The sequence below is a fragment of the Vibrio sp. Vb1337 genome (assembly GCF_033338715.1).
Classification (GTDB): domain Bacteria; phylum Pseudomonadota; class Gammaproteobacteria; order Enterobacterales; family Vibrionaceae; genus Vibrio; species Vibrio alginolyticus.
Map to the genome: position 1 here is coordinate 150677 of NZ_JAWOTD010000001.1, position 26445 is coordinate 177121.

Annotated in this window: 26 protein-coding genes; 13 read left to right on the plus strand and 13 right to left on the minus strand. The window is 44.3% G+C overall.

Translation table 11 applies throughout. From position 1 onward, the window contains the following. Positions 1–250 precede the first annotated feature (250 nt). From R7E42_RS00665 to R7E42_RS00705, 9 genes are all read right to left on the minus strand, one after another. Complete coding sequence (locus R7E42_RS00665) at positions 251–502, minus strand: TIGR03643 family protein (RefSeq protein WP_005377824.1); 252 nt, start codon at positions 500–502, stop codon at positions 251–253. 98 nt (positions 503–600) lie between these two features. Then, positions 601–1101: a GNAT family N-acetyltransferase gene (locus tag R7E42_RS00670; RefSeq protein WP_017633971.1), complete on the minus strand. Its 501-nt coding sequence runs from the start codon at positions 1099–1101 to the stop codon at positions 601–603. A 150-nt stretch (positions 1102–1251) separates the two neighbouring features. Then, a complete protein-coding gene (locus R7E42_RS00675; RefSeq protein WP_033905190.1) occupies positions 1252–1632 on the minus strand; it encodes a hypothetical protein in 381 nt (126 codons plus the stop codon). 153 nt (positions 1633–1785) lie between these two features. Further along, positions 1786–2190 carry a DUF1801 domain-containing protein gene (locus R7E42_RS00680; protein WP_318072259.1) on the minus strand — a complete coding sequence of 135 codons (405 nt, stop codon included), beginning with the start codon at positions 2188–2190 and terminating at the stop codon, positions 1786–1788. Between the two features lie 141 nt (positions 2191–2331). Continuing rightward, complete coding sequence (locus tag R7E42_RS00685; protein ID WP_005377819.1) at positions 2332–2664, minus strand: YnfA family protein; 333 nt, start codon at positions 2662–2664, stop codon at positions 2332–2334. Positions 2665–2728: 64 nt separating this feature from the next. Then, entirely contained in the window at positions 2729–3196 is a 468-nt protein-coding gene (locus R7E42_RS00690) for an Sbal_3080 family lipoprotein (protein WP_005385757.1), read from the minus strand. A gap of 416 nt (positions 3197–3612) precedes the next feature. Continuing rightward, positions 3613–4296 (minus strand): DUF4336 domain-containing protein, encoded by a 684-nt coding sequence (locus tag R7E42_RS00695; RefSeq protein ID WP_025766735.1) that lies wholly within the window; start codon positions 4294–4296, stop codon positions 3613–3615. Between the two features lie 249 nt (positions 4297–4545). Beyond that, on the minus strand, positions 4546–6021 hold the full coding sequence (locus R7E42_RS00700) for a Na+/H+ antiporter NhaC family protein (protein WP_005377816.1): 1476 nt from the start codon (positions 6019–6021) through the stop codon (positions 4546–4548). A gap of 18 nt (positions 6022–6039) precedes the next feature. Beyond that, positions 6040–7383 (minus strand): glutamine synthetase family protein, encoded by a 1344-nt coding sequence (locus R7E42_RS00705; RefSeq protein WP_005377815.1) that lies wholly within the window; start codon positions 7381–7383, stop codon positions 6040–6042. A 340-nt stretch (positions 7384–7723) separates the two neighbouring features. Here R7E42_RS00705 and R7E42_RS00710 point away from each other — a divergent pair, with 340 nt between their 5' ends. From R7E42_RS00710 to R7E42_RS00750, 9 genes are all read left to right on the plus strand, one after another. After that, on the plus strand, positions 7724–8470 hold the full coding sequence (locus tag R7E42_RS00710; protein ID WP_005377814.1) for a gamma-glutamyl-gamma-aminobutyrate hydrolase family protein: 747 nt from the start codon (positions 7724–7726) through the stop codon (positions 8468–8470). Between the two features lie 18 nt (positions 8471–8488). Then, complete coding sequence (puuR, locus tag R7E42_RS00715; protein ID WP_005377813.1) at positions 8489–9046, plus strand: HTH-type transcriptional regulator PuuR; 558 nt, start codon at positions 8489–8491, stop codon at positions 9044–9046. Between the two features lie 35 nt (positions 9047–9081). Continuing rightward, positions 9082–10566 carry an aldehyde dehydrogenase gene (locus R7E42_RS00720; RefSeq protein ID WP_025766733.1) on the plus strand — a complete coding sequence of 495 codons (1485 nt, stop codon included), beginning with the start codon at positions 9082–9084 and terminating at the stop codon, positions 10564–10566. Between the two features lie 37 nt (positions 10567–10603). Beyond that, on the plus strand, positions 10604–11881 hold the full coding sequence (locus tag R7E42_RS00725) for an NAD(P)/FAD-dependent oxidoreductase (protein WP_025766732.1): 1278 nt from the start codon (positions 10604–10606) through the stop codon (positions 11879–11881). A gap of 17 nt (positions 11882–11898) precedes the next feature. Beyond that, positions 11899–12765 carry an N-carbamoylputrescine amidase gene (gene aguB / locus R7E42_RS00730; protein ID WP_025766731.1) on the plus strand — a complete coding sequence of 289 codons (867 nt, stop codon included), beginning with the start codon at positions 11899–11901 and terminating at the stop codon, positions 12763–12765. Between the two features lie 12 nt (positions 12766–12777). Then, positions 12778–13860 (plus strand): agmatine deiminase, encoded by a 1083-nt coding sequence (gene aguA / locus R7E42_RS00735; RefSeq protein WP_017633979.1) that lies wholly within the window; start codon positions 12778–12780, stop codon positions 13858–13860. Positions 13861–13914: 54 nt separating this feature from the next. Further along, positions 13915–15342, plus strand: a complete 1428-nt coding sequence (locus R7E42_RS00740) for an NAD-dependent succinate-semialdehyde dehydrogenase (RefSeq protein WP_017633980.1) — start codon at positions 13915–13917, stop codon at positions 15340–15342. Between the two features lie 14 nt (positions 15343–15356). Next, a complete protein-coding gene (gabT, locus tag R7E42_RS00745) occupies positions 15357–16628 on the plus strand; it encodes a 4-aminobutyrate--2-oxoglutarate transaminase (RefSeq protein ID WP_025766730.1) in 1272 nt (423 codons plus the stop codon). Positions 16629–17147: 519 nt separating this feature from the next. Further along, positions 17148–18470: an EAL domain-containing protein gene (locus R7E42_RS00750; RefSeq protein ID WP_080276911.1), complete on the plus strand. Its 1323-nt coding sequence runs from the start codon at positions 17148–17150 to the stop codon at positions 18468–18470. Positions 18471–18513: 43 nt separating this feature from the next. On the opposite strand, the gene R7E42_RS00755 is transcribed toward R7E42_RS00750, so the two are convergent. Beyond that, on the minus strand, positions 18514–19398 hold the full coding sequence (locus R7E42_RS00755) for a DMT family transporter (protein ID WP_025766728.1): 885 nt from the start codon (positions 19396–19398) through the stop codon (positions 18514–18516). Positions 19399–19508: 110 nt separating this feature from the next. On the opposite strand from R7E42_RS00755, the gene R7E42_RS00760 reads away from it, so the two are divergent. From R7E42_RS00760 to R7E42_RS00775, 4 genes are all read left to right on the plus strand, one after another. Next, entirely contained in the window at positions 19509–19991 is a 483-nt protein-coding gene (locus R7E42_RS00760; protein ID WP_005377802.1) for a MarR family winged helix-turn-helix transcriptional regulator, read from the plus strand. Between the two features lie 23 nt (positions 19992–20014). After that, the gene (locus R7E42_RS00765; RefSeq protein ID WP_017633985.1) at positions 20015–20368 is read left to right on the plus strand and encodes an MmcQ/YjbR family DNA-binding protein; all 354 of its coding nucleotides are present in this window, start codon (positions 20015–20017) and stop codon (positions 20366–20368) included. A gap of 119 nt (positions 20369–20487) precedes the next feature. Beyond that, complete coding sequence (locus tag R7E42_RS00770; protein WP_005377800.1) at positions 20488–20922, plus strand: DUF962 domain-containing protein; 435 nt, start codon at positions 20488–20490, stop codon at positions 20920–20922. 202 nt (positions 20923–21124) lie between these two features. Further along, positions 21125–21436, plus strand: a complete 312-nt coding sequence (locus R7E42_RS00775; protein ID WP_005377799.1) for a hypothetical protein — start codon at positions 21125–21127, stop codon at positions 21434–21436. Between the two features lie 146 nt (positions 21437–21582). Here R7E42_RS00775 and R7E42_RS00780 read toward each other — a convergent pair whose 3' ends face one another. The 3 genes from R7E42_RS00780 to R7E42_RS00790 are packed head-to-tail and all read right to left on the minus strand — an operon-like array spanning position 21583 to position 26338. Then, positions 21583–22674 (minus strand): hypothetical protein, encoded by a 1092-nt coding sequence (locus tag R7E42_RS00780; RefSeq protein ID WP_025766727.1) that lies wholly within the window; start codon positions 22672–22674, stop codon positions 21583–21585. A 1-nt stretch (position 22675) separates the two neighbouring features. Beyond that, positions 22676–23152, minus strand: a complete 477-nt coding sequence (locus tag R7E42_RS00785; protein WP_025766726.1) for a hypothetical protein — start codon at positions 23150–23152, stop codon at positions 22676–22678. Positions 23153–23161: 9 nt separating this feature from the next. Further along, positions 23162–26338, minus strand: coding sequence for a response regulator (locus R7E42_RS00790; RefSeq protein WP_080276910.1), 3177 nt, complete (start codon positions 26336–26338; stop codon positions 23162–23164). Between the last annotated feature and the right edge of the window lie 107 nt (positions 26339–26445).

The following is a 26445-nucleotide window of genomic DNA, read 5'->3' on the forward strand; positions in this document are numbered from 1 at the left end:
TGATACACGGGTTAAATGACGCCTTAATCTGAGTTACTTTTAGTGGGCGTTTTGTATCAATCTTTTCTGTGGAATCATTAGTTTGATGGCGTCTGAGGATGTTAATATGACTCCCATTGAATTTATTATCGCCCTGAAACACCTAGGTTGAATTAAGTGGTGACTATTCCCCTCCAATCATGAAGTTGGTTCAAAGGTAGGGCGATAAATGTTGCGATTCGTAATAAAAATTTATGCCAAGTGCAGTTCGCTATCGCGGCTTATATTGAGTTGGGCAATAACCTCTAATGATGTCTGAGTTTCGTAGCTTGTTGTGTTTTGTATTGCGCCCCGAAACCCTTTTACGCCACAATTTAAAGCTACTTGATTTGAGCCGGCTACGCATAAACTGAATCACGTCGGATTCATTCAAACCAAATTGAAATTCGATAGCCTCAAATGGGGTGCGGTCTTCCCATGCCATTTCTATTATTCTTGACTCAGTTTCCGAGGTCAGTTTCATTTCAAATAACCTATTTTAGAAAAGACATTGTTACGACGGAAATTGAGTCTTGGTTCAAATGTTCTTATATGCGTGCTTAGTGTTTAGCGACTTAACACCTACAAAAACTTCTCAATGAGGACTTCGTCTACGTATTTCCCACGAACTTTTGCATGCTTCTTCGCGGTCCCTACGATTTCGAAGCCTTGTTTGAGATAGGCTGATAACGCTCGCTCATTATCGCTGCGAACGTACGCAAATAGTTTTTCGTAACCCTTTTGTTTGGCTACTTCGAATGTCGATTTGAAAAGCTGTTTAGACACACCTTGGCCACGAGCACCGTCACTAACAAACGTACCAATTATGCCAACATGGTCAAAAGCTTTTGTATATTGTGCAAAGGGCTCGATATTTTGGAAACCAATGACTTGTGAGCTATTTTCGGATAAAGCGACTGTAAACACGCCCCGTTCTGGGAAATGAGTAATGAACTCTTTTTCTTCTTCAGGTGTGAAAGGCGTATCTAATACAGTGTATAAACCTTCAATAATGATGGGATTGAGGACGTTTGTAATGCCTTCAGCATCACCTAAAGTTACCTGACGTACAATTAAATTCATGCCACTTAGCTCCTATTAAAATTAGGGCTGTTTTGTACATGAGTTGGAGACTTGCGGCAACAAGTAACGTCATTAAGTCGTAAAGAATATACCTATTACACTTAAACGGCGGTTAATAGTGCTGATTGTTACTTTAGTATTTCTGATATATCACTTTTTAAGTGACGGCTTAACTTCTACAGAATATTTCCACATCACGATCCCGTTTTCTACAAGATCATAACTCGCGCTTTGACCCTCGGAGTTGAGTACAAATACCGGCATTTCCATCCTTGACGTAGCGCCATCTCGGTTGCATGACATGGTAGCTTCAAGCTGTATGCTATTTTTGCTCGGTTCTGAAAGGGTTCCTAAGTACGTGCAGCCGTCGACAAAACTGGTTTTGCTTTTTCCTTTAGAGGATATTTCAAAAGTCGGAAAAATGAATGTTGATTGAGGCTCTGTTACTACCACATTGACTTGATAGTTCGTCGCTGAAAAAGCATTGAAATGAGCTCCAAGCATAAGTAAGAACAAGATTTTTGATTTCATAAACTCTTCTTTATTTCGATATTACTAGTTTGGTTACGGCGCTATTAACGTGACCACTTAATCTAAAACTTTACTGTGGAAGCATTAAAAAGGATACAAAGGTAGAGTAGTTGAATATGGTTAATCGGCCGTAAATAGTTTTATTAAGCGATTTTACATACCTAAAAGAGGTAAGTTCTTTCGCTTTTGATAGGTTAATGCTAATTCTAAACAGGTCTTGATTGAAGCTTCTGGCAAAGGTGCTGATAAAGATAGAATTATTGCTCGATTACCCTGAAACTCAAGTGAGTCACTATACAGTTCGCGGAATGTGTCGAAGAGCTTAGTTTGGCAATTAAAGAACAGATAATAACGACTAGGCGTTTTCTGTTTCCAATCCATCCTTACCGGGCTACCTGTTTTCACACTGTAGCTTGGCTCTCCCCATTTTAGAGATTCTTCAACTTCCCCCAGTTTTAATTCAGAAGCGATAGTTAAGACGATATTTCGTAGCTCTTCTATCCGAATACGCACATGTTTTGGATACTCATCAAATCTTGCCTTCACTGCATGGTTCATTAGTATCTCCTATAAATAGCGCTGTTTTGGGGTGAAGCCCAAGCGTACTTTGGCTATGTAGCAATTACGTCATAATGTTATTAATCAATAAATCTAGCACATAGCCAAAATACTAAGCGTAAGGGTTTCCCTCGGTTACGTTTAGGATGCTCTGGGTGAAAACATGATGATTGACATGCCAAGCATAGCGACAGAAACCCCCACTATGTCCCAGAGCGTTGGTCGAACGCCGTCGATACACCACAACCATAGAATTGCGACAAAAATATAGACACCACCGTAAGCGGCATAAACTCTGCCAGTTGCGGTAGGATGTAAAGATAGAAGCCAAGCAAACATAGCAAGGCATAGCGCTGCTGGTACCAAAAGCCAAACTGACTTATCTTCCTTTAACCAGAGATAAGGTAAGTAGCAGCCTAATATTTCTGCAATGGCGGTTATAAAGAAAAGCCCAATGGTTTTGACTTCAGTCACTTAAACATTCCTATCTTTCTCTACAAATATATGATGCTTGTTAAATGGGCAATTGTTCGGCTCATTACATTTCGCCCAGCTTAATCTTGGATTGAGCCTCACTCACGGTTTGTTTACCGAATAACAAATCCATCATCGAAATGATTCGTTTGTTGTCTTTACCCCATTTATCTGGATTCGCGCTGTTTGGTGCTTTAAATTCAACTTGTCCTACTTTTTCGTTATTTTTGTAGGCTTTGATCTGAGCATCAGCGATAAATGTTCTAAAATCCCAGCTCCAGCGTGATACGTAAGTAAGTGTTAGCTCAGAGCTAACAGGAGGCGTGCCGTCGCTTACGACTGTGCATTTATGGGCTGTATCCAAACACCAGTCTTGCATCGAATCTAAGAAAACATCTCGCGTGGCGTTGTCTTTTACGATGGTGATTTCCTTGCTCTGATTTTCTTTCGAGATTGTTTCTACCGTATACTTTGGTGCCGCACATGCAGCTAATAGAATAGGCAAGCTTAGAATGATGAGTTTTTTGTGCATCTTATGTCTCTTTTTTTAAATTTATATATTCAAACAACTTCAAGATACTGAGTTCAACGAGAATAACTAACAAGCATGGCAACTGTTATTAACAAAACCTATAGAGTAGAAGGGTTTGTTTCGGGAGTATGCCAATGTCTCGAAGCAAATTATTAGTAAGAGATTGCTATAGCGTTATGTTAACTCTTGAACTTATGTCCGTATCAATGTCCAGAATTCTTCGCATTGAAGTTTTTGAAGTGCAATTCTAACGGAATTTTAAATTGCTGCATAATGCTCAATTAAGAGGAACAGGGGATCTTATCGTTAAACATAACGTGTAGTGCTGTAAATTCGTCCCTAAGACTAAGCTAAAAGGGCCTAATGTTTTAAAATAGCTTCTTGTCTATTCTGTTGTGTGAGTTTTCAATGCTGTCTCATACTAGCCACTTAAAAGAGCGCTGTAAGAACTCGTCTGCATTATCAAGGACGATTTCGCCGTGAGCCATAACCAATATATTAGGTTTCCAAGACAGCAATTTATTTAAGTGTTTTCGAGCCTCTTGTTTGCTAAACATAAAACTTAGGCGCCAATCCAAAGGCATTTTTCCATTCGGAGCAAGAATACCGGCCCCTTTAGCCACAAACCGCTGCCAGTAGTTAAAGTCCTGGCCAGAAAAATTCTCGACGAGGTCAGTAACAATTAAGGTCTTTGAAAGTCGATGATAAAACACACACTCTTCCATTAATGGAGAGCCAGAAAATAGTTCTTGTTCAATCTCAGAGTTCCAAGCATTACCGCCTTGGTTAAGTGAAGCGTGAAAGTGTATATCACGGCACTTCTTAATGACTTCATTTGTGCCATAAACTTCTGCGCTAGGATAGGCAGATACCCATTCAGATAAGAACAAGTGGTGTAAATGATTAGGAGCGATTAAGTATTTCACTTGGCCTAGATTGTTGATTTGCTCTCTAATCGAATTTGAGAACTGAATTGGACTATGAACCCAAAGGCCACCATCAGAAAGCCTAACAATAGTCATACGAGTGGTGTATGGGAGTCCTAAGAATTGGACGGGATCTCCGTCAAATATCCATATCTCTTGGGCTAACTTTTTCATGTCTCTCCAACCGTTAACACTGTATTAAGGCGGCATTTAAGTTACTCAAAAGCTGCCTTGCTGCGCAGTAAACGCTTCGCTAAGCGTAAACCAAGAATATTAGGTTTACCAAACCCTTATTGAGTGCAGCTGTATATCTTTGAGTATTTTTATACTGAACGGGCGTAAAGTCGTTTTAAGAGGATCATTTGACTTGATAGAACAAAACCCCGCTATTTTTGAGCAGGGTTTTGCAATTAGATAAAGGGGCTAACCGATGATGAAGAAGAAAATCGCGGTTGCAACAATACCAATCAACGCATAAGGAAACTGTGTGGTTGCGTGTTGCATTGCTGTACAGCCTGAACCTTGTGCAGATAACACGGTTGAGTCACTAAAGAAACAAGAGTGGCTCCCTGCCGCTGATGCTGAAAGCAGCGCTGCAACGGTTAAGTGTAGAGGCACACCAAGCTGTTCGCCCAAAGGTAGAACAATTGGCATCGCTACTGCAAACGTTCCCCAAGACGATGCCGTTGCAAATACCAACGCGCCCGTAATCATAAAGATAATCGCAGGGAAGTAAGACGCTGACAGGTAAGGGCTGACGGTCTCAATGACATACTGCGTGACGCCCAATGAGTCGTTGACCGATTTCAACATGAAACCACCAATAACGGTCGCAAGCGGCAGTAGCATAACTTTAATGCCATCATAAACAGCTTCGAACATGTCGTTCATCGAGATCAGTTTTTGTGCGCCGTAAAAGCTAATAGTAAAGATTAACGCGACGAAAACACCAGCAAGTAGATCGATACCAAAATACCAACTTGCGGCAACAAGTACGATCATTGGTAACAAGAAGTTGACAAGGCCCATGGTTGGGTTGGTATGTGCAGATACATCGGGACCAAAGTCGACATCTGTTGCACCGTCTGGACGAACTTGACCATTCTTCGCACGCTTTTCTGCCTTTTTCATCGCACCTAGATCTGGGATCTTTTCCATTGCAACCAGCAAAACAATCACCAGCGTTACCCAGCCGTAAGCCATGTATGGAATAGCTTCAATGTATGCTTTGATACCATCTCCCGCTTCTGCTACTCCGTTTGCTTCTAGCAACGAACTGAAGAAAATTGCCCAAGTGGAAATCGGTACGAGGATACAGATAGGCGCGGCGGTTGAATCCACAAGATATGAGAGCTTTTCACGCGAGATTTGGTAGCCGTCCGTAACTTTTTTCATTGAGGAAGAAATTGCAATCGCATTCAAATAATCGTCGATAAAGATCAGAATACCTAAAGCAAAGGTCATCAGCATCGATTGCTTACGGCTTTTTACTTTCGTGACCAGCATGTCGGAGAAGCTTAAGATACTGCCGCCTTTCTCCAAAATAGCAATTAGGCCGCCCATCAAACCACAAACGAGGATGATCCAAGCAATAGTTTCATCCATCATTACACTCATGGAAATATCAACAATCTGTTCCACCGCTTCAGTTGGGTTAAGCAGAAGAACACCGGCAATAGCGCCGCTAAAGAGGGCTTCCACAGTTCGGTGTGTTGTCAGCGCAAAGACCAATACCAACGCCGTTGGTAAAAGACTCATCCATCCGTAGGCTTCGCCTTCCTCATGGTTCAAACCGATTGTGGTAAAAAAGACAAACGTCGCAACCGAGATTAAAGAAACAATAATGTGTTGAGAGTTGATTTTAAGAGGCGCATCCAGCGCCTTGGTCTGCGTAGTCATAAAGTTCATTTCCTTTGTTTATGCCGAGTGCAACATCCAGTCGATTTCCAATGGAGTAATCGCTCGCTCAAATTCTGCGAGTTCACTCTGTTTGCAAGCTAGATACAAATCGATAAAATCTCTTGAGATGTATTGAGCTAGCTCACTGTGCTCCAGTCGCTCTAGAGCTTCTGACATACGCAGAGGTAACTCAATTGCATCATCACTGAGAGTCGGTGGACATTGATCTTTGGTGTAGCTTTCACTCGCTAATACTGCGGAAAGTACTACTGCAGCGAGAATGTATGGGTTAACGTCAGCGCCTGCTATACGATGCTCTATACGGCGATTTTTGCTATCGCTGATAGGCACACGCAACGCAACACCGCGGTGGTTTTCTCCCCAATCGGCTTTGGTCGGGACGTAAGCGCCAGGAACAAAGCGACGGTAAGAGTTAACGTTAGGACAGATTAGAGCCATGGCATCGGATGTTTGTGACAGCATCGCTGCCATGGTTTGATAGAAGAAGGCGCTCGCTTGACCGTCTGATTGGCTAAAGTGGTTGTTACCATCTGTATCAACCAAGCTGAGATGAATGTGCATGCCATTACCCGCTTGCTCACTAAAAGGTTTCGCCATAAATGTGGCGTCAAATCCGTGCTGATGAGCGACCTGGCGAATCAGGCGTTTTGCGATGATGATTTCATCACATGCTCGAAGTACATCTTTAGAATGGTTGAAGTTGATTTCGAACTGCCCTGGGGCCGATTCAGATAGGGCTCCGGAAGTGTTTAAACCTTGTTCTAATGCAATTCGATTAAGGTCGGCCAAGAAATCAGCGTAGTCATCTAGTCCATCAAGGTCGTAAACCTCGGTATCTTTTTCTCGAGTTTTTTTCGTGGGGTTAATTGCCGTTAATGGTTCGCCATTTTCGCCGCGGGTTTTGTCTATTAAATAGAACTCCAGCTCGAGCGCGACACAAGGATATTGGTCTTTAGCATGCAGTGTTTGCAATATAGAAGCGAGAATGTTTCGGATGAACAGTGGGTTAGGGTGCTGCCCGGTTTCATCCATCATACTAAGCAGTAGCTGACCAACTTGTTCTTTTGCCGTCGGCATTAAGGTGCCGCTGATTGGATAGCAGAGGTTATCTGGTTCTCCGAGATCTTCTCCCAACCCGGCCGTTTCAACGACGTTACCTTTGGTATCTAGGGTGATGGTCGAAAGGGGGAGGGCAACACCTTTATTCAGTTTTTCTAGAGCATCTATCGGGATGCGTTTTCCTCTTGGGGTGGCATTTATATCGGTAAAGATGAGATCGATAAATTCAATATCGGGCCATTTTTGTTTAAAATTTTGTACTTCCTGTAGATACGATTCCATTTTCTTCTCCAAATAGCCTGACGAGTAGAAATTAGAAATAACCAAATTAACAAATAAATTACAGCACTCTGAACGAGTTGTTTGTTTTTCAGGTTATTTTTAATTTAAACATGCACTTACACTGTGCTTTTGATGTTTAACGGCTGGTTTTTATGTCTTTCTGTTAACCATTTTGTAACAGTTGGTTTTATTTTGTTCAATATAATGAGCATAAATATTCAGTTTTGAAGCCTAAAAAGTGCGTCAGATCACGTTGTGACGATAATAATGGTCATCTGTGTTGATAATTTTGTACATGGTTTGTAGGGTTTGTGTTAAATAAATTGAACATGGACATATCATGGCAGATACACACAAACCCATCATTGGTGTGGTTAGCTGCGCTAAAGAGTTGGGTGGCTATCAGATACAAGCGGTCAACGACTTTTACCTTCGCGCCATAAAGGATTTTGGAGGACTACCGATTATGTTGGCTCCCGACATGTCGGGCGATGACGTAACCACCATCCTAGACATATGTGATGGTTTTCTTTTTCCTGGCAGCCACTCTAACGTTGCGCCACATCGATACAATGCAACGCACGAAGAGAGCTACAAAGATGAAGCTCGTGATGAGCTCTCATTCACGTTAATTCGTCATGCGGTTGACCAAAACATTCCGTGCCTTGGTATTTGCCGCGGCTTTCAAGAGATGAATGTCGCACTTGGTGGCTCGTTAAACCCAGCCGTTCATGACTCCGGCTTCAATGACCATCGTGAAGCGCCTGTTGAAGATTTCGAACAAAAATACGCGCCAGCACACGCTGTGCTAGTTCAAAAGCAGAGCTTATTTGAACAATGGCTAGTGCAAAATCATTGGGAAAATACCACCTTCTTTGAAGTGAACACACTACACAACCAAGGCGTCGATCAGCTTGCTCCTCTATTACAAGTAGAAGCTAAAGCCCCGGATGGCTTGGTAGAAGCATTTAGTCTTCCTAATCAAAAATTTTTCGTTGGCGTGCAGTGGCACCCAGAATGGGAAGCAAAAACCAATCATTTCTCTCAAATTTTGTTCAATGAATTTATGATGGCTACCTCTCGTTAAACGTTTGGAGCTGTATGAATGGACAATCAAGAGATTGGTAAAAATATTGTTCAGTTACGAAAAAAACATGGATTGTCACAAAGGGAACTAGCCGAGCGCGCTGGTATTACCCACAGTGCAATCTCATCCATTGAAAATGGCAAAGTGAGCCCGTCGGTCAGCTCACTACAAAAAATCGTTAATGTATTTTCTTTATCGTTATCAGAGTTTTTCACTTTTGAACAACCTTCGAACGATGAAGTGAAAGTAGTCATCAAGCCGTCAGATCTTGTGGAAATCGGGAGCGAGACGGTGTCCATGAAACTGGTAACGAATGGCGACAAAGATCAAGTCATCGGATTCTTGATCGAGGAATATGCACCTTATGGAACCACTGGTGCGGCAGAAATCAAACACGAAGGCGAAGAGATTGGCACCGTATTAGAGGGTGAAATCACTCTGGAATATAAAGGGCAATCTCATGTCATAACAGCGGGCGAGTCGTACATTATTGATACGACGAAGCCCCATCGATTTACTAATCACACAGACAAGGCTTGTCGAATGATAAGTGCGCATACGCCAACCACATTTTAGTGGGGGCTTGCCTTGTGTGATCACAAGGAGAGCGTATGAAAACCCAAGAGCAATGGATTGAACTAAAAAACAATCTAAACATCGAAAACAGGGCGTACATTAACGGTGAATACAGTGCCGCTTTAACAGGGCAAACCATCCCGGTAGTTAACCCAGCAACAGATGAGATATTCACCGAAATCGCCCGTTGCCAAAATGAAGATGTTGATCTCGCGGTTTCATACGCTCGCCAAGCATTTCAATCCGGTCAGTGGAGCGAGAGCAGCCCAGCTCATCGCAAAGCAGTGCTTAAACAGTTTGCTGACTTGATTGATCAAAACCAAGAAGAATTGGCTCTGCTAGAAACGCTTGATACCGGTAAGCCTATTTCTCACAGCTTCTCTACCGATATTCCTGGTGCGGCGAGTGCATTACGCTGGTACGCAGAAGCAATCGACAAAGTATACGGCGAAGTTGCCCCAACCGAAAAAGATGTACACGCTTTTATTTCTCATCAACCAATTGGTGTGGTTGCTGCGGTTGTACCGTGGAACTTCCCACTTTGGCTTGCGTGCTGGAAGCTTGGCCCTGCTTTAGCGGCTGGTAATAGCGTGATTCTAAAACCGTCAGAAAAATCTTCTCTCACCGCGATATTCCTAGGTCAACTTGCTTCTCAAGCGGGCTTACCAACAGGCGTTTTCCAAGTCGTTACGGGTTTTGGTCATGAAGCTGGCGACGCGCTGGCGAAACACCAAGACGTAGACTGCATCGCCTTCACAGGCTCGACGCGCATTGCAGGTCAACTGATGGTCAGATCGGGTGAGAGCAACCTAAAGCGTGTGTTTGCAGAAGCGGGCGGCAAGAACGCGAACATCGTGTTTGAAGATTGTGATGATTTAGACCGCGCAGCAGCAGACACCGCCGCAGGGTGTTTCTACAACCAAGGTGAGGTGTGCGTCGCGGCAACCCGCCTGCTTGTTCACGAAAGCATCAAAGATCAGTTTATAGAAAAAGTTATTCAAGCGTCGAAAGCGTTCACGCCAAAAGACCCAATGGACCCAAGTTCATCCATGGGTGCACTCATCGACCAAGATCATAAATCAAAAGTATTGGAATACATCTCGTTAGGTGAATCAGAAGGTGCAAACGTACGTTGTGGCGGTGATGTCGATGGGCAGGGCGCATTTGTTTCCCCAACCATTTTAGACAACGTCGACAACAAGATGCGTGTCGCCAAAGAGGAAATTTTTGGTCCGGTGCTGTGTGTCATTCCATTCAAAGATGAAGCGCAAGCAATTGAGATCGCTAACGATTCGAAGTACGGCTTAGGTGCTGCACTTTGGAGCAGCAATATCAACCGCGTTCATCGCGTAGCAAAACGACTGCAAGCCGGCTCGGTTTGGGTCAACAACTACAACGAAGGTGATATGACGGTCCCATTTGGCGGATTCAAAATGAGCGGAAATGGTCGAGACAAGTCTCTCCACGCGATTGCAAAATTCACCGAAACCAAAACCACTTGGATTCGCCTCCATCCTTAAGCCTGCTGACGATTACGATAAATAAAGGAATAGTTCTATGAACAAGCATACGGATTCGTTCTACGCGCACTCTGTGCCAAACATGCCGGAATACCCACAACTGCAAGACAACATCGAGTGCGATGTGTGTGTAGTCGGTGCGGGATTCTCTGGTCTTTCTTCTGCACTACACCTTGCAGAAAAAGGTTTTAAAGTTGTTGTACTAGAAAGCGCAAAAGTGGGCTTTGGAGCAACTGGTCGTAACGGTGGCCAAATCGTTAACAGCTACAGCCGAGATGTTGACGTGATTGAAAGCCGTTACGACCAAAACCAAGCCAAAGCTCTGTGCGATATGATTTTTGAAGGCGGCGATATCATCCGTGGCCTGATTGACAAATACGACATCAACTGTGATTACAAGCAAGGTGGCTTGTTCACGGCACTGAACAGTAAACAACTCAAAGGGCTAGAAGAACATAAGAAGAACTGGGAGCGTTACGGCAACGACCAACTGACTCTGCTTGACGCAGGAGAGGTAGAACAAGCGGTAGGCACTAAAGTATACACTGGCGGCTTACTGGATATGCGCGGTGGTCACATTCACCCGCTTAAACTGGCATTGGGTGAAGCTGCTGCGTTTACGTCTCTAGGTGGTCAAATCTTTGAGCAGTCGGCGGTCGTGTCGATTGACAAAGGGATTAACCCAGTAGTGAAAACGGCGAAAGGCAGCGTGAAGAGCAAGTACGTGGTACTGGCAGGTAACGCCTACCTTGGTGGTTTGGCACCAAACATCAGCAACAAAGCGATTCCGTGTGGCACACAAGTGGTGGCGACTCAGCCTTTGAGTGATGAGCAGCTAAAACAAGTGCTGACCAGTGACTACTGCGTTGAGGACTGTAACTACTTGCTTGACTACTTCCGCTTAACCGCCGACAAGCGTTTGTTGTTCGGAGGTGGCGTGGTTTACGGCGCACGTGACCCAGAAAACATTGAAGCATTGATTCGTCCGAAGATGGAGAAAGTCTTCCCACAATTGAAAGGCATCAAGATTGATTACACCTGGACAGGTAACTTCTTGCTGACTTACTCACGCATGCCGCAATTTGGCTCGTTTGCAGACAACATTTACTACCTACAAGGCTACAGCGGTCACGGTGTAACGTGTACTCACCTAGCAGGTAAGTTGCTGGCCGAAGCTCTGACCGGACACGCTGAACGTTTCGACGCGTTTGCTGCACTGAAACATTACTCCTTCCCGGGTGGCCGCCACTTCCAAATTCCGTTTACGGCAATGGGCGCGGCTTACTACAACCTACGTGACAAACTGGCGATTTAAGAGATAAGGAATATCCAATGAGCAAAGTGGTGAAATTTGCAGCCCTTCAACTGACGAAAAGCTGGGATCTGGAAGATAACCTAGCCAAAGCAAAAAAGGCGATTCGTGAAGCAGCACAAAGCGGTGCGAACGTGATTCTTCCGCAAGAGCTGTTCGCTGCGCCTTACTTCTGCAAAAAACAGGAAGCAAAGTATTTCGAGCTTGCAGAAGAAACGGAGAATTGTCGTCTTATTAAAGAGATGAGTGCGTTGGCTAAAGAGCTCGGCGTCGTTATTCCAGTCAGTTACTTTGAAAAAGCGGGCAACACGTTTTTTAACTCGCTAGTGATGATTGATGCCGATGGTACGGTACTAGATAACTACCGCAAGTCACACATTCCTGATGGCCCGGGCTACAGCGAAAAGTACTATTTTAGCCCTGGCGATACCGGTTTCAAAGTGTGGCAAACCAAGTTCGGTAAGTTCGGTGCTGGCATTTGTTGGGACCAATGGTTCCCAGAGCTTGCGCGCAGCTTGGCTCTGCACGGCGCGGAAGCGATTTTTTACCCAACTGCAATCGGTTCTGAGCCTCAAGATCCGACACTGGATTCACGTGACCACTGGCAACGTACAATGCAAGGTCACTCGGCAGCAAACCTCGTTCCAGTGATTGCGTCAAACCGAGTGGGCACTGAAGTCGATGATGGTATCGAGACGACGTTCTACGGCTCTTCTTTTATCACTGACCACACTGGTGCAAAAATTGCCGAAGCACCGCGTCAAGGTGAAACCATCATTTACGCAGAAATCGACCTAGCTACGACAGCGAAAGCGCGTCACGCATGGGGCTTGTTCCGCGACCGTCGTCCAGACCTTTACACCAGCGTTGGCAAACTAGCCGTTTAAAGAGGCGTTAAAATGAAGTTATCGACAACACCAGCGCAGGATGGCTTCTATTTTCCGGCTGAGTTTCAGCCGGTTAGTGAAGTTTGGCTAGCGTGGCCAGAAAGGAAAGACAATTGGCGTGATGACGCATTACCCGCGCAAGAAACCTTCGCCAGAATCGCGAACTTAATCGCGGAAGTGACCAAAGTGTGTGTGGCGGTGTGCTCGCACAACTTTGACCGAGCGCGTCAAATGCTTCACTCAGATGTACGTTTGGTGGAAATCCCATTTAACGATGCGTGGATGCGAGACATCGGGCCGACCGTGCTTGTTAACCAAGCGGGCGAGCGCCGTGGGATTAGTTGGCAATTCAACGCGTGGGGCGGCGAATACAACGGCCTTTACGACAACTGGCAGCAGGACGATCTTGTCGCTGGTTCGGTGTGCGACATCATCGGTATTGATCATTACCGCGCACCGTTTGTACTTGAAGGTGGGGCGATTCACACCGATGGTGAAGGCACCCTTTACACCACAGAAGAGTGCTTACTTAGTCCGGGGCGAAATCCACAGTTGAGCAAAGCGCAAATTGAAGAGCAGTTAAAGGCGTATCTCGGTATCGAAAAAGTCATTTGGTTGCCAAATGGTTTATTCAATGACGAAACAGACGGCCATGTTGACAACCTGATGCACGTTATCGCTCCGGGTAAGGTGGTACTGAGTTGGACCGATGACCCAAGTGATCCGCAATACGCGTTATCTCGTCAAGCGGAACAAGTACTGAAATCTCAGCACGATGCGAAAGGGCGCAATATTGAAATTGTCCGTTTGCCATTACCGGGTCCGTTGCATTACAGCGAGCGCGAAGCCAATGGCATTGACGCCAGTTCGGGAATGAGTCGACAAGCTGGCGAACGCCTAAGTGCCTCTTATGCGAACTTTCTTATCGTCAACGAGCATGTGTTCTTGCCGATGCTGGACGAAGAGACCGACGCTATGGCGATCGATATTTTGCAAAACGCGATGCCGGAATACCAAATCATCGCGATACCGTCGAGAGAGGTTCTACTCGGCGGAGGGAACATTCACTGTATTACGCAGCAGATCCCTGCTTAAACATGAACTCGCCGCTGGCTTAGCGGCGATGATGAGTTGTCAAAAGGAATGACCATGCAACAGATACAAAACCAAAGCCTTGTTTCGTTTATGGTAGCGAATCCACAACAGGGCATTGCAGTGACTAATCCGGCGACCGGAGAACTCCTCGGGTACGCACCAGTTTCAACCGAAAACGACATTTTAAATGGCATTGAACGTGCCAGTGTGGCGCAGAAAGAGTGGGCGGCACTGCCAGCAAAAATGCGTGCTGGCATGCTCAATCGTTGGTTCCAACTCCTGTTAGAAAACAAAGCCGACCTTGGCCGTTTGATGACGTTAGAGCAAGGTAAGCCGCTAGCGGAAGCTCAAGGTGAAGTGCTTTACGGCGCGAGCTTTATCGAATGGTTTGCTGAAGAAGCGAAGCGTACCTACGGTGAGACGATTCCTGCGCCAAGTGCGGACAAGCGTTTGGTGACCATCAAACAGCCAATTGGTGTCGCCTGTGCGATTACACCTTGGAACTTCCCAATTGCGATGATCACGCGCAAAGCAGGGCCAGCTTTAGCAGCAGGCTGTAGCTTTGTGGTAAAACCATCTGAATCTACGCCGCTGTCTGCGTTTGCGGTTGCAGAGCTTGCCTATCAAGCGGGTATCCCACGCGATGTGCTGCAAGTGGTATTGGGGGAAAACTCCCGTCAGGTCGGTGCTATCTTCACTTCACACCCGTTGATTCGTAAGTTGTCTTTCACTGGCTCTACTCAAGTCGGTAGCGTGCTGATGCAGCAAAGCGCGGCTGACATCAAACGTACCTCAATGGAGCTCGGTGGCAACGCGCCATTTATCGTATTCGATGATGCGGATATTGATGCAGCTGTGGCAGGCGCGATGGCGTCGAAATTCCGTAACGCAGGTCAAACGTGTGTTTGTGCGAACCGTTTCTATGTACACAGCAAAGTGTATGACGAATTCGTTGCTAAGTTTGACGCTGCGGTTCAGCAGCTCAAAGTTGGTAACGGATTGGAAGAGGGGGTCAACATTGGTCCAGTGATCAGCGAGTCAGCGAAGCAAGGCATTCAGACGCTTATTGATGGTGCTATCGAGCAAGGCGCGAAGCCGGTTTCAGAGCTTAAAAAGCTCGATGGTCTATTTATGCAGCCAGTGGTTCTCAAAGACGTTACTCACGACATGAAGATTGTTTCCGAGGAAATCTTTGGCCCTGTCGCGCCAGTGATTCGTTTTGACAGCGACGAACAGCTAGTCGAAATGGCGAACGACACCATCTACGGTCTCGCGTCGTACTTCTACAGCCAAAACATTCACCGTGTTTGGAAAATCGCAGAAGCGCTCGAATACGGCATGGTCGGCATTAACGAAGGTATGATCTCTACTGAAGTGGCTCCTTTCGGTGGTGTTAAGCAGTCCGGTATCGGACGTGAAGGTGCAAAACAAGGTATCGATGAATACATGGACGTGAAATATCTCTGCTTTGGCGGCAACTAATTAAGGACAAAACAATGACAAACCAACAACTACACGAAAGAAGAAGCCAAGTTATCGCTCAAGGTATGGGCGCACTGTACCCACTTTACGTCGAGAAAGCAGAAAACGCTTACGTATGGGATATTGAAGGCAATAAATACATCGACTTTGCAGCGGGCATCGCGGTAACTAACACCGGGCATTCTCACAAGCGCATTAGCGAAGCGGTAAAAGCTCAGCTGGACAATTTCTCACACACGTGTGCGATGGTTACGCCATACGCGTCATTCGTAGAGCTGGCTGAAAAGCTGACAGAACTTGCACCGGGTGAGACTAAGAAGAAAGCGATCTTTCTAACCACTGGCGCCGAGGCGGTCGAAAACGCAGTGAAAGTAGCGCGCGCTCATACTGGTCGTAGCGGCGTGATAGCGTTCAAAGGCGGCTTTCACGGTCGCACAAATATGACGATGGGGTTAACCGGTAAAGTAGCGCCGTACAAAGCAGGTTTTGGTCCTTTCCCGAATGAAATCTACCACGCGCCGTACCCAAATGCGTTCCACGGCATCAGCATTGAGCAAAGCTTACAAGCGATCGACGACCTATTTGCGTGCGATATTGAACCTTCACGCGTTGCGGCGATCATCTTCGAGCCAGTACAAGGCGAGGGCGGCTTCTACAAAGCACCTGAAGCGTTTGCACAAGGCTTGCGTCAGCTGTGTGATAAGCACGGTATTATGCTGATTGCCGATGAAATCCAAACGGGTTTTGCTCGTACCGGTAAAATGTTTGCAACAGAATACCTAGGCATTGAACCTGACCTAATGACAATGGCGAAAGGCATTGCTGGTGGTTTCCCAATCTCAGCGGTAGTTGGGAAAGCGGATGTGATGGATTCTGCACTACCTGGTGGTTTAGGTGGCACTTATGCGGGCTCGCCACTTGGCTGTGTTGCTGGTCTTGAAGTACTGAAAATTATCGAAGAAGAAGACTTGTGTGCTAAAGCAATGGGTATCGGTGAAGTGGTCAATGCTCGTATGACAAAACTGCAACAGTCAGTGCCTGCTATCGGTGAAATCCGTACTACAGGTGCGATGATGGCGATTGAATTTACTGATCCTGAAACGGGTGAGCCGCTACAAGAGATGACCAAAGCGGTGATTTCTAAAGCGCAAGAAAATGGTCTGATTTTGCTTTCTTGTGGGGTAAAAGCGAACGTGATTCGCTTGTTGCCGCCGCTAACCATTGAGCCTGAAGTGCTTAGTGAAGGTTTAGATAAGTTGGAAAAAGTGATTCTTGAAGTGGCGTAATTCACGCGCTTTTAAATAGCAATAACAAATCAAGGAAGCGGTTGGTATCAATCGTTTCCTTTTTGTTTTTTAGCGTATCTGCTGCCTATCTAAAAAGTATTGCTCAAGCTCCAAGTCGTCACTTTTATTACGGATGACTTAACAATTGGGCTCGTTCTTACTTTCCACTTAGTCGCTACTTTGTTCTCCTCGAATGTGGTTTGGTGCTCACATTCTAAATCCCGACATCTGAAAGCCACTTGAGTCTATAATTTTATTGAGCGTCATTCCTCACTTTTTGGACTATAAAAATGAGATAGTATTCATATCCCACTTAGGTTGCTTGACAGATTAGCAGGACGAACTTTGATAACAAAGAATACAAGGTATGCCATTTTACTCGGCTTAGTTCCCATCGCCATATTTGTAGTGGCCTTTCATTCGATAACCAACTTTTACGTCAACTCGGTAAAAGCGTCGAAAATAGATGCTTACGTAGATTATTTAAATCAAAGGTCTGCCTATTTGGACGGAGCAATAGTGAAGCAGATTGCTCAGTTAGATTTTACTTGTAGTGATAGTGATGTAAGAACTTTACGCGACCCACGTTTTTATAACCGTTACATTCGTTTTATTGCGATGACCACAGAAGGCGGAAAAACGTGTTCCACGGTTGGTAGTGAAGTGTCTCGCCCATCTAGTAGTGAACGATTTCAGATGGATGAAAACTTTTTCGCATCACTTATTTTGCCGCAACAGAATGACCAAATAGAGTGGATGGTCATTTATGATAATGAACACGTTGAAGTCTTCTGGGTACTTGATAACAGTTGGGTTAACGAGGTAATAAAAACGCCTTGCAAAGACTGCCTATTTGTAGAGTTTAAGTATGATGAACCAATATTTGGTGATTTAACGATAAGCCGTGGCAAAGCGAATATTGCAGGAGAAGAAAACGCACTGTCAAAAGAGTTTTTCTTTTCAGGAGATTCTCAAGCCAACATGCTCATAAAGATATACAGCGGTGAAAAACTTAAACATTATGCTCAGGAAAGAGTACTTTTGTGGGGCGGTCTTGTAAGTGTGCTTGCTGGTCTTGTGACTGCCTTTGCATACATATCTGGTAAAAGCTTGAGAAAATCCATTACAGGTCTAATTGAAAATGGGATTAGTAATACAGAATTTATTCCTTACTACCAGGCGATTGTCGATAGTCGCGATGGTAAGACAGTAGGATATGAAGCTCTGATTCGATGGTCGCGACGTGATGGAATGGTGCCACCAAATATGTTTATTGGTGCTGCAGAAGAAAGTGGCCTGATTATCCCGATGACCAATCAGCTCATTCGTAAAATCATACAAGACTTAAGTGACTTGCCCGAGCATACGTGGGTCAGCATCAATATTGTTTCCTCCCATTTAGAGTCAGGCGTATTAACGAAGTTGCTGTCGGAGTTAAATTGGCCAATCTCGAATAGAATTCATTTTGAGTTGACCGAGAGAATACCAGTAAAAGACACTGAGGCCGCGAAAAAAGAGATTTTGTATTTAACGAATAAAGGCTACAAGTTCAAAATTGACGATTTTGGTACCGGATATGGTGGCTTTTCTTACCTACAAGATTTGGGCATCCGGTGTGTAAAAGTGGATAAGATGTTCATTGATCCAATAGGATCTGACGATCAAAAGTTGAAAGTGCTGGACTCAATTGTGTCTGCAGCGAACAAAGCGGAATGTGAGATGATTGCAGAAGGTGTAGAGAGCCAGGCTCAAGTCGAATATCTGGCTCAGCATGCGATTTACCTTATTCAAGGTTATGTTTACGCTAAACCAGAGCCCCTGACTAACCTTGCAAGCGCTTAACAGCCATAACGTCATAACATCCCGCTTTAAAGGTGCCAGTTTCCTAGGTTAGCGCGGCTCTTTTCGTTTTGATTGACGTAATGAGCTGAGGTAGTAATGACATTACGATCATTCCTAGCATTAAGCTGTATTGCAGAGGAGTGAACGTTTCCCCCAATAGCAGTAGGCCCGAAACAATGCCTGCGACTGGGTTTGCAATACCACCAAAGGTAAAATCTACGACCGACATCCGCTGTAATAACCATACATACATGCCATACCCTAATGCGGTGTTCAGAATAATTACCCAAAGTAACCCTAGAATATTCGTCATGGATACGTCCTGAACGACAGTAACATATGGCTCTGGATTGTTTATCGCCAGCACACTTGTTGCGATAGACATAATCACGCCACCCAAAATGAGCTGCCATGTTAACACTGTCCACCAGTGCATTTTTGTACCTAGTGACTTTGTTACGCTACTTCCTATCACGATGCACATAATGGCGGAGATCATCGCAAGTAATCCCACGGGGTCGAGAGAAATAGAGCTAGGATCAAATAAGAACCAAGCTAAAGCAATCAAAGTTGCGCCGCTTATAGCTTGGATGCCACTAGGCTGGCGTTTGTAGACCGCCCAACCAAACAGCATCGCAAAAACGGGGACCGAAACCATACCAACACCAGAGATGGCAGAAGGAAGCGTCAACGCCATGACAAAAATGAGACCAAAGAAGCAAGCGATGTTGATGGTTCCTAAAACAAGCAGCACCTTCCACTCACTTCTTTTCGGAAACGACGGCTTTATTGCCAGCAACAAAAGACCCGCAGGCAGTGCCCTTAGAGCGCCAAGTAAAACGGGAGGCCAATCCGGTAGAGTAAACTGAGTAACAGCGTAAGTCGTCCCCCAAAAAAAGGCAGGAATCATCGCAAGTAAAATGTTCATGTTAAATATCTTTATGTAGAGATAATTAAATGTAACGATATCGGTAAGGTGGCTTTTTGTAAAGTATCTTTATGTTAAAATAAAAAATATATGATGTTTGGAGAGAAATAATGGATGCAATTGATAGAGTGGTAGAGCAGTGGGCTAGGGAGAAGCCAGACCTCGACACTGAACCGATGGCAATAATGGGTCGACTAATGCGAATTGCAAAACACATGGAATCTAGGGTCGCCGAGCTACATAAGAAGTACGATCTGAAAATGGGTGAATTTGATGTGTTAGCGACACTGCGTCGAGCTGGTTCACCATATTGTCTTACTCCCTCAGCGTTAATAGAGTCGATGATGCTCACTTCGGGTGCGATGACTAATCGCTTAGATAAACTAGAGAAGAAAGGGTTTATCACCAGAACCCATAGTAAAGAAGACCGACGTAGCGTCACCGTTGAACTAACAGGGCAAGGCTTAACCTTAATTGACAAGCTAATTTTGGAGCATGTAGACGTTCAGCAATCGTTATTGCATGGTTTAGAAGGCAATGAAAAAGAGCAGGTTAACCAGGCGTTAAAATTGCTATTGCCACAATTTGAATGAGAACGCAGAAGGAGGCAGGGGATATGAAAAGCAAAGAACTAGAACAATACTTAAGTACCTTCATGTGTGCAGAAAGCGATTTCCCATTTGGGCCTGAAGCGCTTGTATACAAAATCAAAGGCAAGATGTTTGCCATCATTGCAGAGAGAAACGGTCGGGAGTATGTCAGCGTAAAAGTAAAACCAGAAGATGGAGAAGTCTTAACGTCGCAGTTTACGGATATTATCCCGGGTTATCACTTAAATAAGCGTCATTGGATAACGGTTTATTTTAACGGTGATGTCGAGGATGGGTTGATTCAAGACTTGTGTGAACGCTCTTATGCTCTTGTCGTTGCCAAGCTGCCGAAAGCACAACGAGCGTTGCTTGGTGAGTAATCGGCAACGCACTGGCCTCTGTTGTTTTGTCGCTCGTTGCTCGTAGCCTTTACGGAAAAATTCGCACCTTTTTCATCCTCGGGCTATATAAGAATAAGAAGGTGGAAAAGGGGAATGATATGCGAGCATTATCTGAATGGCTAAAAGAATACGGGGAGAGTCACCAAAACCCTATCAACCAAAAGATTCACACAATCGCAGTTCCAGGTATTTACCTTTCTGTGGTTGGACTTATTTGGTCGATTCCCCAGATTTCATTATTAGGCTTCGAACTTAATTGGGTTTGGGTAGCGGTGATCCCCACTTGGGTTTTCTATTTTCGTTTGTCTCTGAGCGTATTCATGATGATGATCGGCTACACATTAGCGTGCATTGGCCTTATTTGGTCTCTAGAGGTATTGATGTTGCCCGTTCTGCATATTTCTATGCTCTTGTTTGGTGTATTGTGGATATTGCAATTTATCGGTCACAAGATTGAAGGTAAAAAACCGTCGTTTTTTGAGGATTTACAGTTTCTACTCATCGGCCCGATTTGGGTGTTCAGAAAACACTAGCGATAAGCAAAATCACGCATCATCCGAATTACACAAGACATATAACGTTCAGAGATTATGTAGCTCTTACTACAGAATACCTCACCTTCTTATTGCCACGACAAGCATTCACTTTAGATACGCACTATGATTAAAGAGGTGCCAACGCACTTTACGCTATCGAGATACTTAAACTTACGGCAAGTTTACTTTAGGGGGATGAATGTACGACCGACAATATAAATATGCCTATTGGAGAGAAGAGCGTAAAAAAGGCAAATGGCACTATATATTAAAGTCCTTCTTTATGATTTGTTGTGCATTACTGCTTGGTAAAGTCATCGGTTTGTTCATTTTTGGAGAGCTGCATTCTTTAAGCGACATTTGGGAACAACTCCCTGCGGATGTTTTTATTATGATGCTCGTGGGCTTCCCAATTAGTGTCCTTGGTTGGTACCACGAAGAGTCAAAGTTTTTCCGGGCACTGCGACGCAAAGAAAAGCGGTTAAAAGGCAATCAAAACAAACCGAAATAGAGTAACCTTTGTCTCTGTTTGGATTGCCACTTACCTATCTGATCGATTCTATCCCTTCCAGTCGTTTAGCGTTTAGTTACGTGTTGCAAAAAGCCTTCTTAATACAACAGCCCCCAGTGTTGTGGAAATTGGTACTGTAAGAAACATTAAAAAACGAAGTTGAGCATTAGCGTATAAAGGCTCGCACTGTCATCCTTTGGGGCTGATGAAAACGCGCCAGAGCTATTATTGTAGGCGTTGAACCTTTGCCATTCTGCATTCAGGGAAACGTTGTAATCTAGGTCATATCTCAACCCGAGTAAGAAACTGTCTCCACTTTTTTTATCCCGACTATTAAACTGCTGACCGTAAACAATATAAGGAGTCAGCTTGTTTACATTATAACTTGTTGTCGCGTACCAAGATGAGGAAAGATTGCTGGTCTGTCCTTCTGCCATAATCACAATGTTATCGAGCTCGTATCTTAACCCTAGAGAGAACAGATCGATCGTGTTGTTTTTTTCTGTTTCAACTAGACGGTCAATGATTGTGGTTCCGCCACCGGGAGTGGACTGCTCAATGTTAGAGAGCGTCGTTGTTTGATCATAATCGCCGTGGAGGTAGGAAAAATTCCAACGATAACTCTCTCCGCTTAGCGTTAAGTTCATCCCTGCAGTGTTGTTTGACTCAATTTCCAATTCAGTACGTTCATTGATGGTTACGTCACTATTGTCTTTAAACCCGACAAACGGCATGGCGGTAAGTACGACTTGCTCATTGAGGTCATGAATCCAGCGTGCAGATAGGCCGTTATAAGCCGTGATACCTAGAATGCTGTCATATACCTCATTCGGTGGGCGGGCTTGGGTAAAAGCGTGGCCGACATAGTTGTACTCAGACATCAAAAACAGTGGCAGTCTTAAGCGTCCTCCTCGTATTTCTATGTTTTGATAGGTATAAGCCAAATACGCCCACTCGAGCTGAGGCGAGCTCCAATGGTCTTGCGGGCGCTTTACGACTTGTGCGGATGCCCGAAATGCCTTGTGAAAATAATCGAGCTGCATGCCGAAAGTGGTATCGCAATCGAAACAAGATTCATCGCCAATAAAGCGGTTAACTAGTAACGTAGTTGGGTTATCGGATTTTGCCCACGAAGTAGAGCCAAAACCACTTAAAGAAAGTTGTTCTGTTAGTTCAATCGTGGCTGAGCTCGGAAAGGTCGCGATACTCAGCGATAACATGGTTAAATATTTTTTCATATCAATTCTCCGAGCTAACCACACATAAAACATGAGCATTACTAGGGACGCTCGATGTTGGGGCATAACCAATTCTATTCGGCTTCTCTTGCATCCATGCTATGAGGTCATCAATGCTGGAGCGTGCAATCACTTTTGGCGGTCTAGCTTTACCTGAAAAAGACAAGCTTGCCCAATGCGCGTTCATTTGCGCTAAATTTTTGTTGAGAAGATAACGATAGAACTCAGCTCTTTCTGTTGATGTCGCAGGCCAGTCAGAGAGTTCAATTCGCTGGCCTTGTAAAAGTTGCGTCTTCCCTCTGTACAACTTTCGCGCTTTATTGACAGTGAGCGGAGAGAATTCGTCATTAAATGAGAAAACGGCGTAGCTCTCTGCAGCGAGAGCTTGGCAATTTAATGAAAGAAGGACAATCAGAATAAACAGATAGCGTTTTATGTAACGCAAAGGAAAAGCAACGCGAGAATGATTTCTACTCATAGAATCCACCTACATTGCTTGTTCAATTTGATACAACAGTTTTTCTTTGCGCACAGGCTTTGGTACGTAGGCATCCATTCCTGAATCAAAGCAGCGTTGAATGTCATCATCTACGACGCTTGCTGTTAATGCGATAATGGGCGTCTTAGCTAATCCTTTACTCGCTTCATAAGCTCTAATTTGCCTAGAAGCTTCAAACCCATCCATTATGGGCATCATGCAATCCATCAAAATAACATCAAACTTTCCATCTTTTTGGAACATCTCGACTGCAATTTGTCCGTTTTCAGCGACTTCGAATTGATAGCCTGCTTTAGATAGCAATAGAGAAGCCACTTTCTGGTTCACTCTATTGTCTTCGACAAGCAAGATACGTTCGGAGCGAATAGGCGTTACCGTTGCTTCTGGTTGCTCAGAACTTGCAGGTAGTTCATGAGTTTTATCGGGGGTGGTGTTCTCTTGGTGTGGTTCAGCAGGCGTCGTGTTGGAAACACGTAACCCAATTGCCTTATCTAACTTCTCTTTAAGCAACCCTGCTTTAAACGGTTTGGGCACATAGTCATCCATTCCAACGTCAAAGCATTTTTGTATATCGTCATCGACCACACTTGCCGTTAGAGCAATAATCGGAATTCTGAAAGCGCGTTTTTCTTTTACTTCTATTTGACGAATTATTTGGGTGGCTTCAAATCCATCCATTACGGGCATCATGCAGTCCATTAAAATTAGGCTGTATTGATTCTGTTGAAATTTCTCAACCGCTTCTTGTCCGTTTACAGCGACATCAAAGTCGAAGCCAGCTTTTGTGACGTGTAGCCCCGCGATTTTTTGATTGACCGTATTGTCATCAACGACCAAAATTTTCGGCAGAGATTTAACATGTTGCGCTGAAGTGCTCTCTTGTTGTGCGTGCGAGAAATTTGCCGCACAACTTTCAAGTGCTTTAATTAAGCGCTGCCCTAGTAGTGGCTGAGTGACCAAGGCGCTGATACTGTTTCTAAAGTCGAATTGTGGGCTATGAAGGTGCTTGATAAGGCAGACACGAATGTTTCGTTTACAAAGGCTTTCTATCTCATCGATATGCATCGCCGCTGCATTTGGTGATGCTTCTACATGAATAACGATAACGCGCTCGTTATCAATCCACGTTGGCAACGCACTTAAGGTATCTACTGACTGCGTTATATTGATGTTGAAAAAACTTAACTCGTTACGCAGTTTTTGTTCTAGTTGAGTACTGCTGCATACAATCCATATATCGTTGTGATTCAGAGCGTGATAAGCGTTAAACTCTTGCGTCACAACAGGAGCAGTTAGTTCAAAGAAGAAGCGACTGCCTTTACCTTTCTCGGATTCAAGTTGAATTTCTCCACCCATTAGCTCAACTAATTGCGTGCTAATGGCAAGCCCAAGTCCAGTTCCCCCAAATTGTCGGGTAGTAGAGTTATCCTCTTGGGCAAATGGAGCAAATATTTTCTTTTGCTGCTGGGCATCAATACCAATCCCAGAATCTTTAACGGAAAACTCGATGACCGCTTCACCATTTTTTATTTCGCGGGTGATGACCGATAGCTCAACACTGCCTTGTTCGGTAAATTTTACCGCGTTAGACATGAAGTTCATGACAACTTGGCGTATACGATGGTCATCCAACATTACGTGGTAAGGCGTGTTACGGCTAATGTTGACTTGCACATCGATGCCTTTTTCCTTTGCTTTCGGTGAAATGATAGAAGCAATGTCATAGATAGACTCTCGAACACAAGTTGAATGTGGGCTAATGAGCAACATCCCAGATTCAATTTTTGAGAAGTCTAGAACGTCATTAATTAAACTCAAAAGCAGTTGGGAGGAGGTTTCAATCGTGTCGACGTAATCGCGTTGTGTGGCAGTCAGGGAAGTATCGGATAAGACTTCAGAGATACCAATAACGCCATTTAGCGGCGTGCGGATCTCGTGGGACATGTTGGCCAAAAAGCTACTTTTGGCTTTACTCGCCTTAATTGCATCATCTTTTGCTTGTTCTGCATCTTCTTTAGCTTGTGTGAGCTTTAGTCTGGACAACATCCGCTCATCACTAAGCTTTTTTACCTCTCGAGCAAACTTACTCAGCTCGTCTTTACCCTTTATTAGTTGAGCAAGAGGTGAATTTTCAGTGTTACTTTGTTCATTGCTTTCGTTACTGAGAAATTTGAGGACTAGATTCAAGTTTCCAGTAACTTTTCGCACCAATCTTAGCGTTAAACTTACGACCAACAGCGTTAAAAGGCTCATCATTGCGATAAAGGTAAAGCGGTGCTGTGTCGTCGTGTTGATTGTCTTTGATATATCATCACTCAGCTGTTGTTCCATTTTGTCGTCAACACTTTGTAATAACGATAAGCGTTTGTTGAGTGCAGATAACCCCGCATCAATCTCATCCGGGGTTAATGATTTGAGTTGAGCTGGTTGCAATAAATAAGCACGAAACTCTTGGCTTTTGATAAAGACTTCACCCGTAAACGTCTCAATGAGCAGATCTACTTGTTGTTGATTGGCATTTAGCGTCACAAAACGCTCTAGAAATAGTTGTTGGTTCTGGATTAAAGATTGGATAGAAGCCTGTGTTGTGAGGTCGTACTCGTTATTTTCCTCTGAAGATCGAATCAAATATTCGCTTAATCTATGCTCTTCAGTGGACCAAAACATCAACCATTCAAGTTGCATCAAAGAAGAAAGGTGAGTGTTTGTTTCATAACTCACATTTCTAAAATAGACTTTGTCTAAGCTCATGAGGATTTCTTTGAACGTATCAGCGCGCCACTCTGCCGCATCTAACTTTTCTTCTTGATTTTGCGAAGAGAGCATCGAGAGGGTTGCTTCCTCAAAGCTTGTCAACTGGTTTAGTATCTCAGCGTTTTCACCGAATACTGGTGCAGCGGTGTCGCGTAACAATTGAGATATCTGCTGAGTTTTTAGTTGCTTATCTATTACATCAGGGTTATTCGGTAGGTGATAAAGCGAAGATACGCGGTCTATGTAGACAGAGAATAACTGTGCTTTTTGTAGTTCCTGAGCCTGGATAGAAAGGCTTTGTACATGTTTACCCGCGAGGACAAGCAACAATAAAATTGGCAGCAAAACCAACCCAAATAGCTTTTGTTTTACCGACAGGTTGTTCCAAGAAAAGATTCCTACCACGCGCATTTCCATATCCAAGAAGTTGATATGAAAAGTGTAGTTTATTTATCTCAGATGTTAGATTTTAAGAGAAAATTCATATTAATGAGGTGGGGGAAGTGTGACCGATATTG

Excerpts from the sequence above, each read along its gene's own strand:
- R7E42_RS00775 (WP_005377799.1), top strand. The coding sequence starts at position 21,125 with ATGTACGACCGACAATATAAATATGCCTATTGGAGAGAAGAGCGTAAA.
- aguB (WP_025766731.1), top strand. The coding sequence starts at position 11,899 with ATGAGCAAAGTGGTGAAATTTGCAGCCCTTCAACTGACGAAAAGCTGG.
- R7E42_RS00695 (WP_025766735.1), bottom strand. The coding sequence starts at position 4,296 with ATGAAAAAGTTAGCCCAAGAGATATGGATATTTGACGGAGATCCCGTC.
- R7E42_RS00790 (WP_080276910.1), bottom strand. The coding sequence starts at position 26,338 with ATGCGCGTGGTAGGAATCTTTTCTTGGAACAACCTGTCGGTAAAACAA.
- R7E42_RS00740 (WP_017633980.1), top strand. The coding sequence starts at position 13,915 with ATGCAACAGATACAAAACCAAAGCCTTGTTTCGTTTATGGTAGCGAAT.
- R7E42_RS00665 (WP_005377824.1), bottom strand. The coding sequence starts at position 502 with ATGAAACTGACCTCGGAAACTGAGTCAAGAATAATAGAAATGGCATGG.
- R7E42_RS00675 (WP_033905190.1), bottom strand. The coding sequence starts at position 1,632 with ATGAAATCAAAAATCTTGTTCTTACTTATGCTTGGAGCTCATTTCAAT.
- R7E42_RS00690 (WP_005385757.1), bottom strand. The coding sequence starts at position 3,196 with ATGCACAAAAAACTCATCATTCTAAGCTTGCCTATTCTATTAGCTGCA.
- R7E42_RS00760 (WP_005377802.1), top strand. The coding sequence starts at position 19,509 with ATGGATGCAATTGATAGAGTGGTAGAGCAGTGGGCTAGGGAGAAGCCA.
- R7E42_RS00680 (WP_318072259.1), bottom strand. The coding sequence starts at position 2,190 with ATGAACCATGCAGTGAAGGCAAGATTTGATGAGTATCCAAAACATGTG.
- R7E42_RS00720 (WP_025766733.1), top strand. The coding sequence starts at position 9,082 with ATGAAAACCCAAGAGCAATGGATTGAACTAAAAAACAATCTAAACATC.
- aguA (WP_017633979.1), top strand. The coding sequence starts at position 12,778 with ATGAAGTTATCGACAACACCAGCGCAGGATGGCTTCTATTTTCCGGCT.
- puuR (WP_005377813.1), top strand. The coding sequence starts at position 8,489 with ATGGACAATCAAGAGATTGGTAAAAATATTGTTCAGTTACGAAAAAAA.
- R7E42_RS00705 (WP_005377815.1), bottom strand. The coding sequence starts at position 7,383 with ATGGAATCGTATCTACAGGAAGTACAAAATTTTAAACAAAAATGGCCC.
- R7E42_RS00765 (WP_017633985.1), top strand. The coding sequence starts at position 20,015 with ATGAAAAGCAAAGAACTAGAACAATACTTAAGTACCTTCATGTGTGCA.
- R7E42_RS00670 (WP_017633971.1), bottom strand. The coding sequence starts at position 1,101 with ATGAATTTAATTGTACGTCAGGTAACTTTAGGTGATGCTGAAGGCATT.
- R7E42_RS00725 (WP_025766732.1), top strand. The coding sequence starts at position 10,604 with ATGAACAAGCATACGGATTCGTTCTACGCGCACTCTGTGCCAAACATG.
- R7E42_RS00700 (WP_005377816.1), bottom strand. The coding sequence starts at position 6,021 with ATGACTACGCAGACCAAGGCGCTGGATGCGCCTCTTAAAATCAACTCT.
- R7E42_RS00755 (WP_025766728.1), bottom strand. The coding sequence starts at position 19,398 with ATGAACATTTTACTTGCGATGATTCCTGCCTTTTTTTGGGGGACGACT.
- R7E42_RS00785 (WP_025766726.1), bottom strand. The coding sequence starts at position 23,152 with ATGAGTAGAAATCATTCTCGCGTTGCTTTTCCTTTGCGTTACATAAAA.
- R7E42_RS00710 (WP_005377814.1), top strand. The coding sequence starts at position 7,724 with ATGGCAGATACACACAAACCCATCATTGGTGTGGTTAGCTGCGCTAAA.
- R7E42_RS00780 (WP_025766727.1), bottom strand. The coding sequence starts at position 22,674 with ATGAAAAAATATTTAACCATGTTATCGCTGAGTATCGCGACCTTTCCG.
- gabT (WP_025766730.1), top strand. The coding sequence starts at position 15,357 with ATGACAAACCAACAACTACACGAAAGAAGAAGCCAAGTTATCGCTCAA.
- R7E42_RS00770 (WP_005377800.1), top strand. The coding sequence starts at position 20,488 with ATGCGAGCATTATCTGAATGGCTAAAAGAATACGGGGAGAGTCACCAA.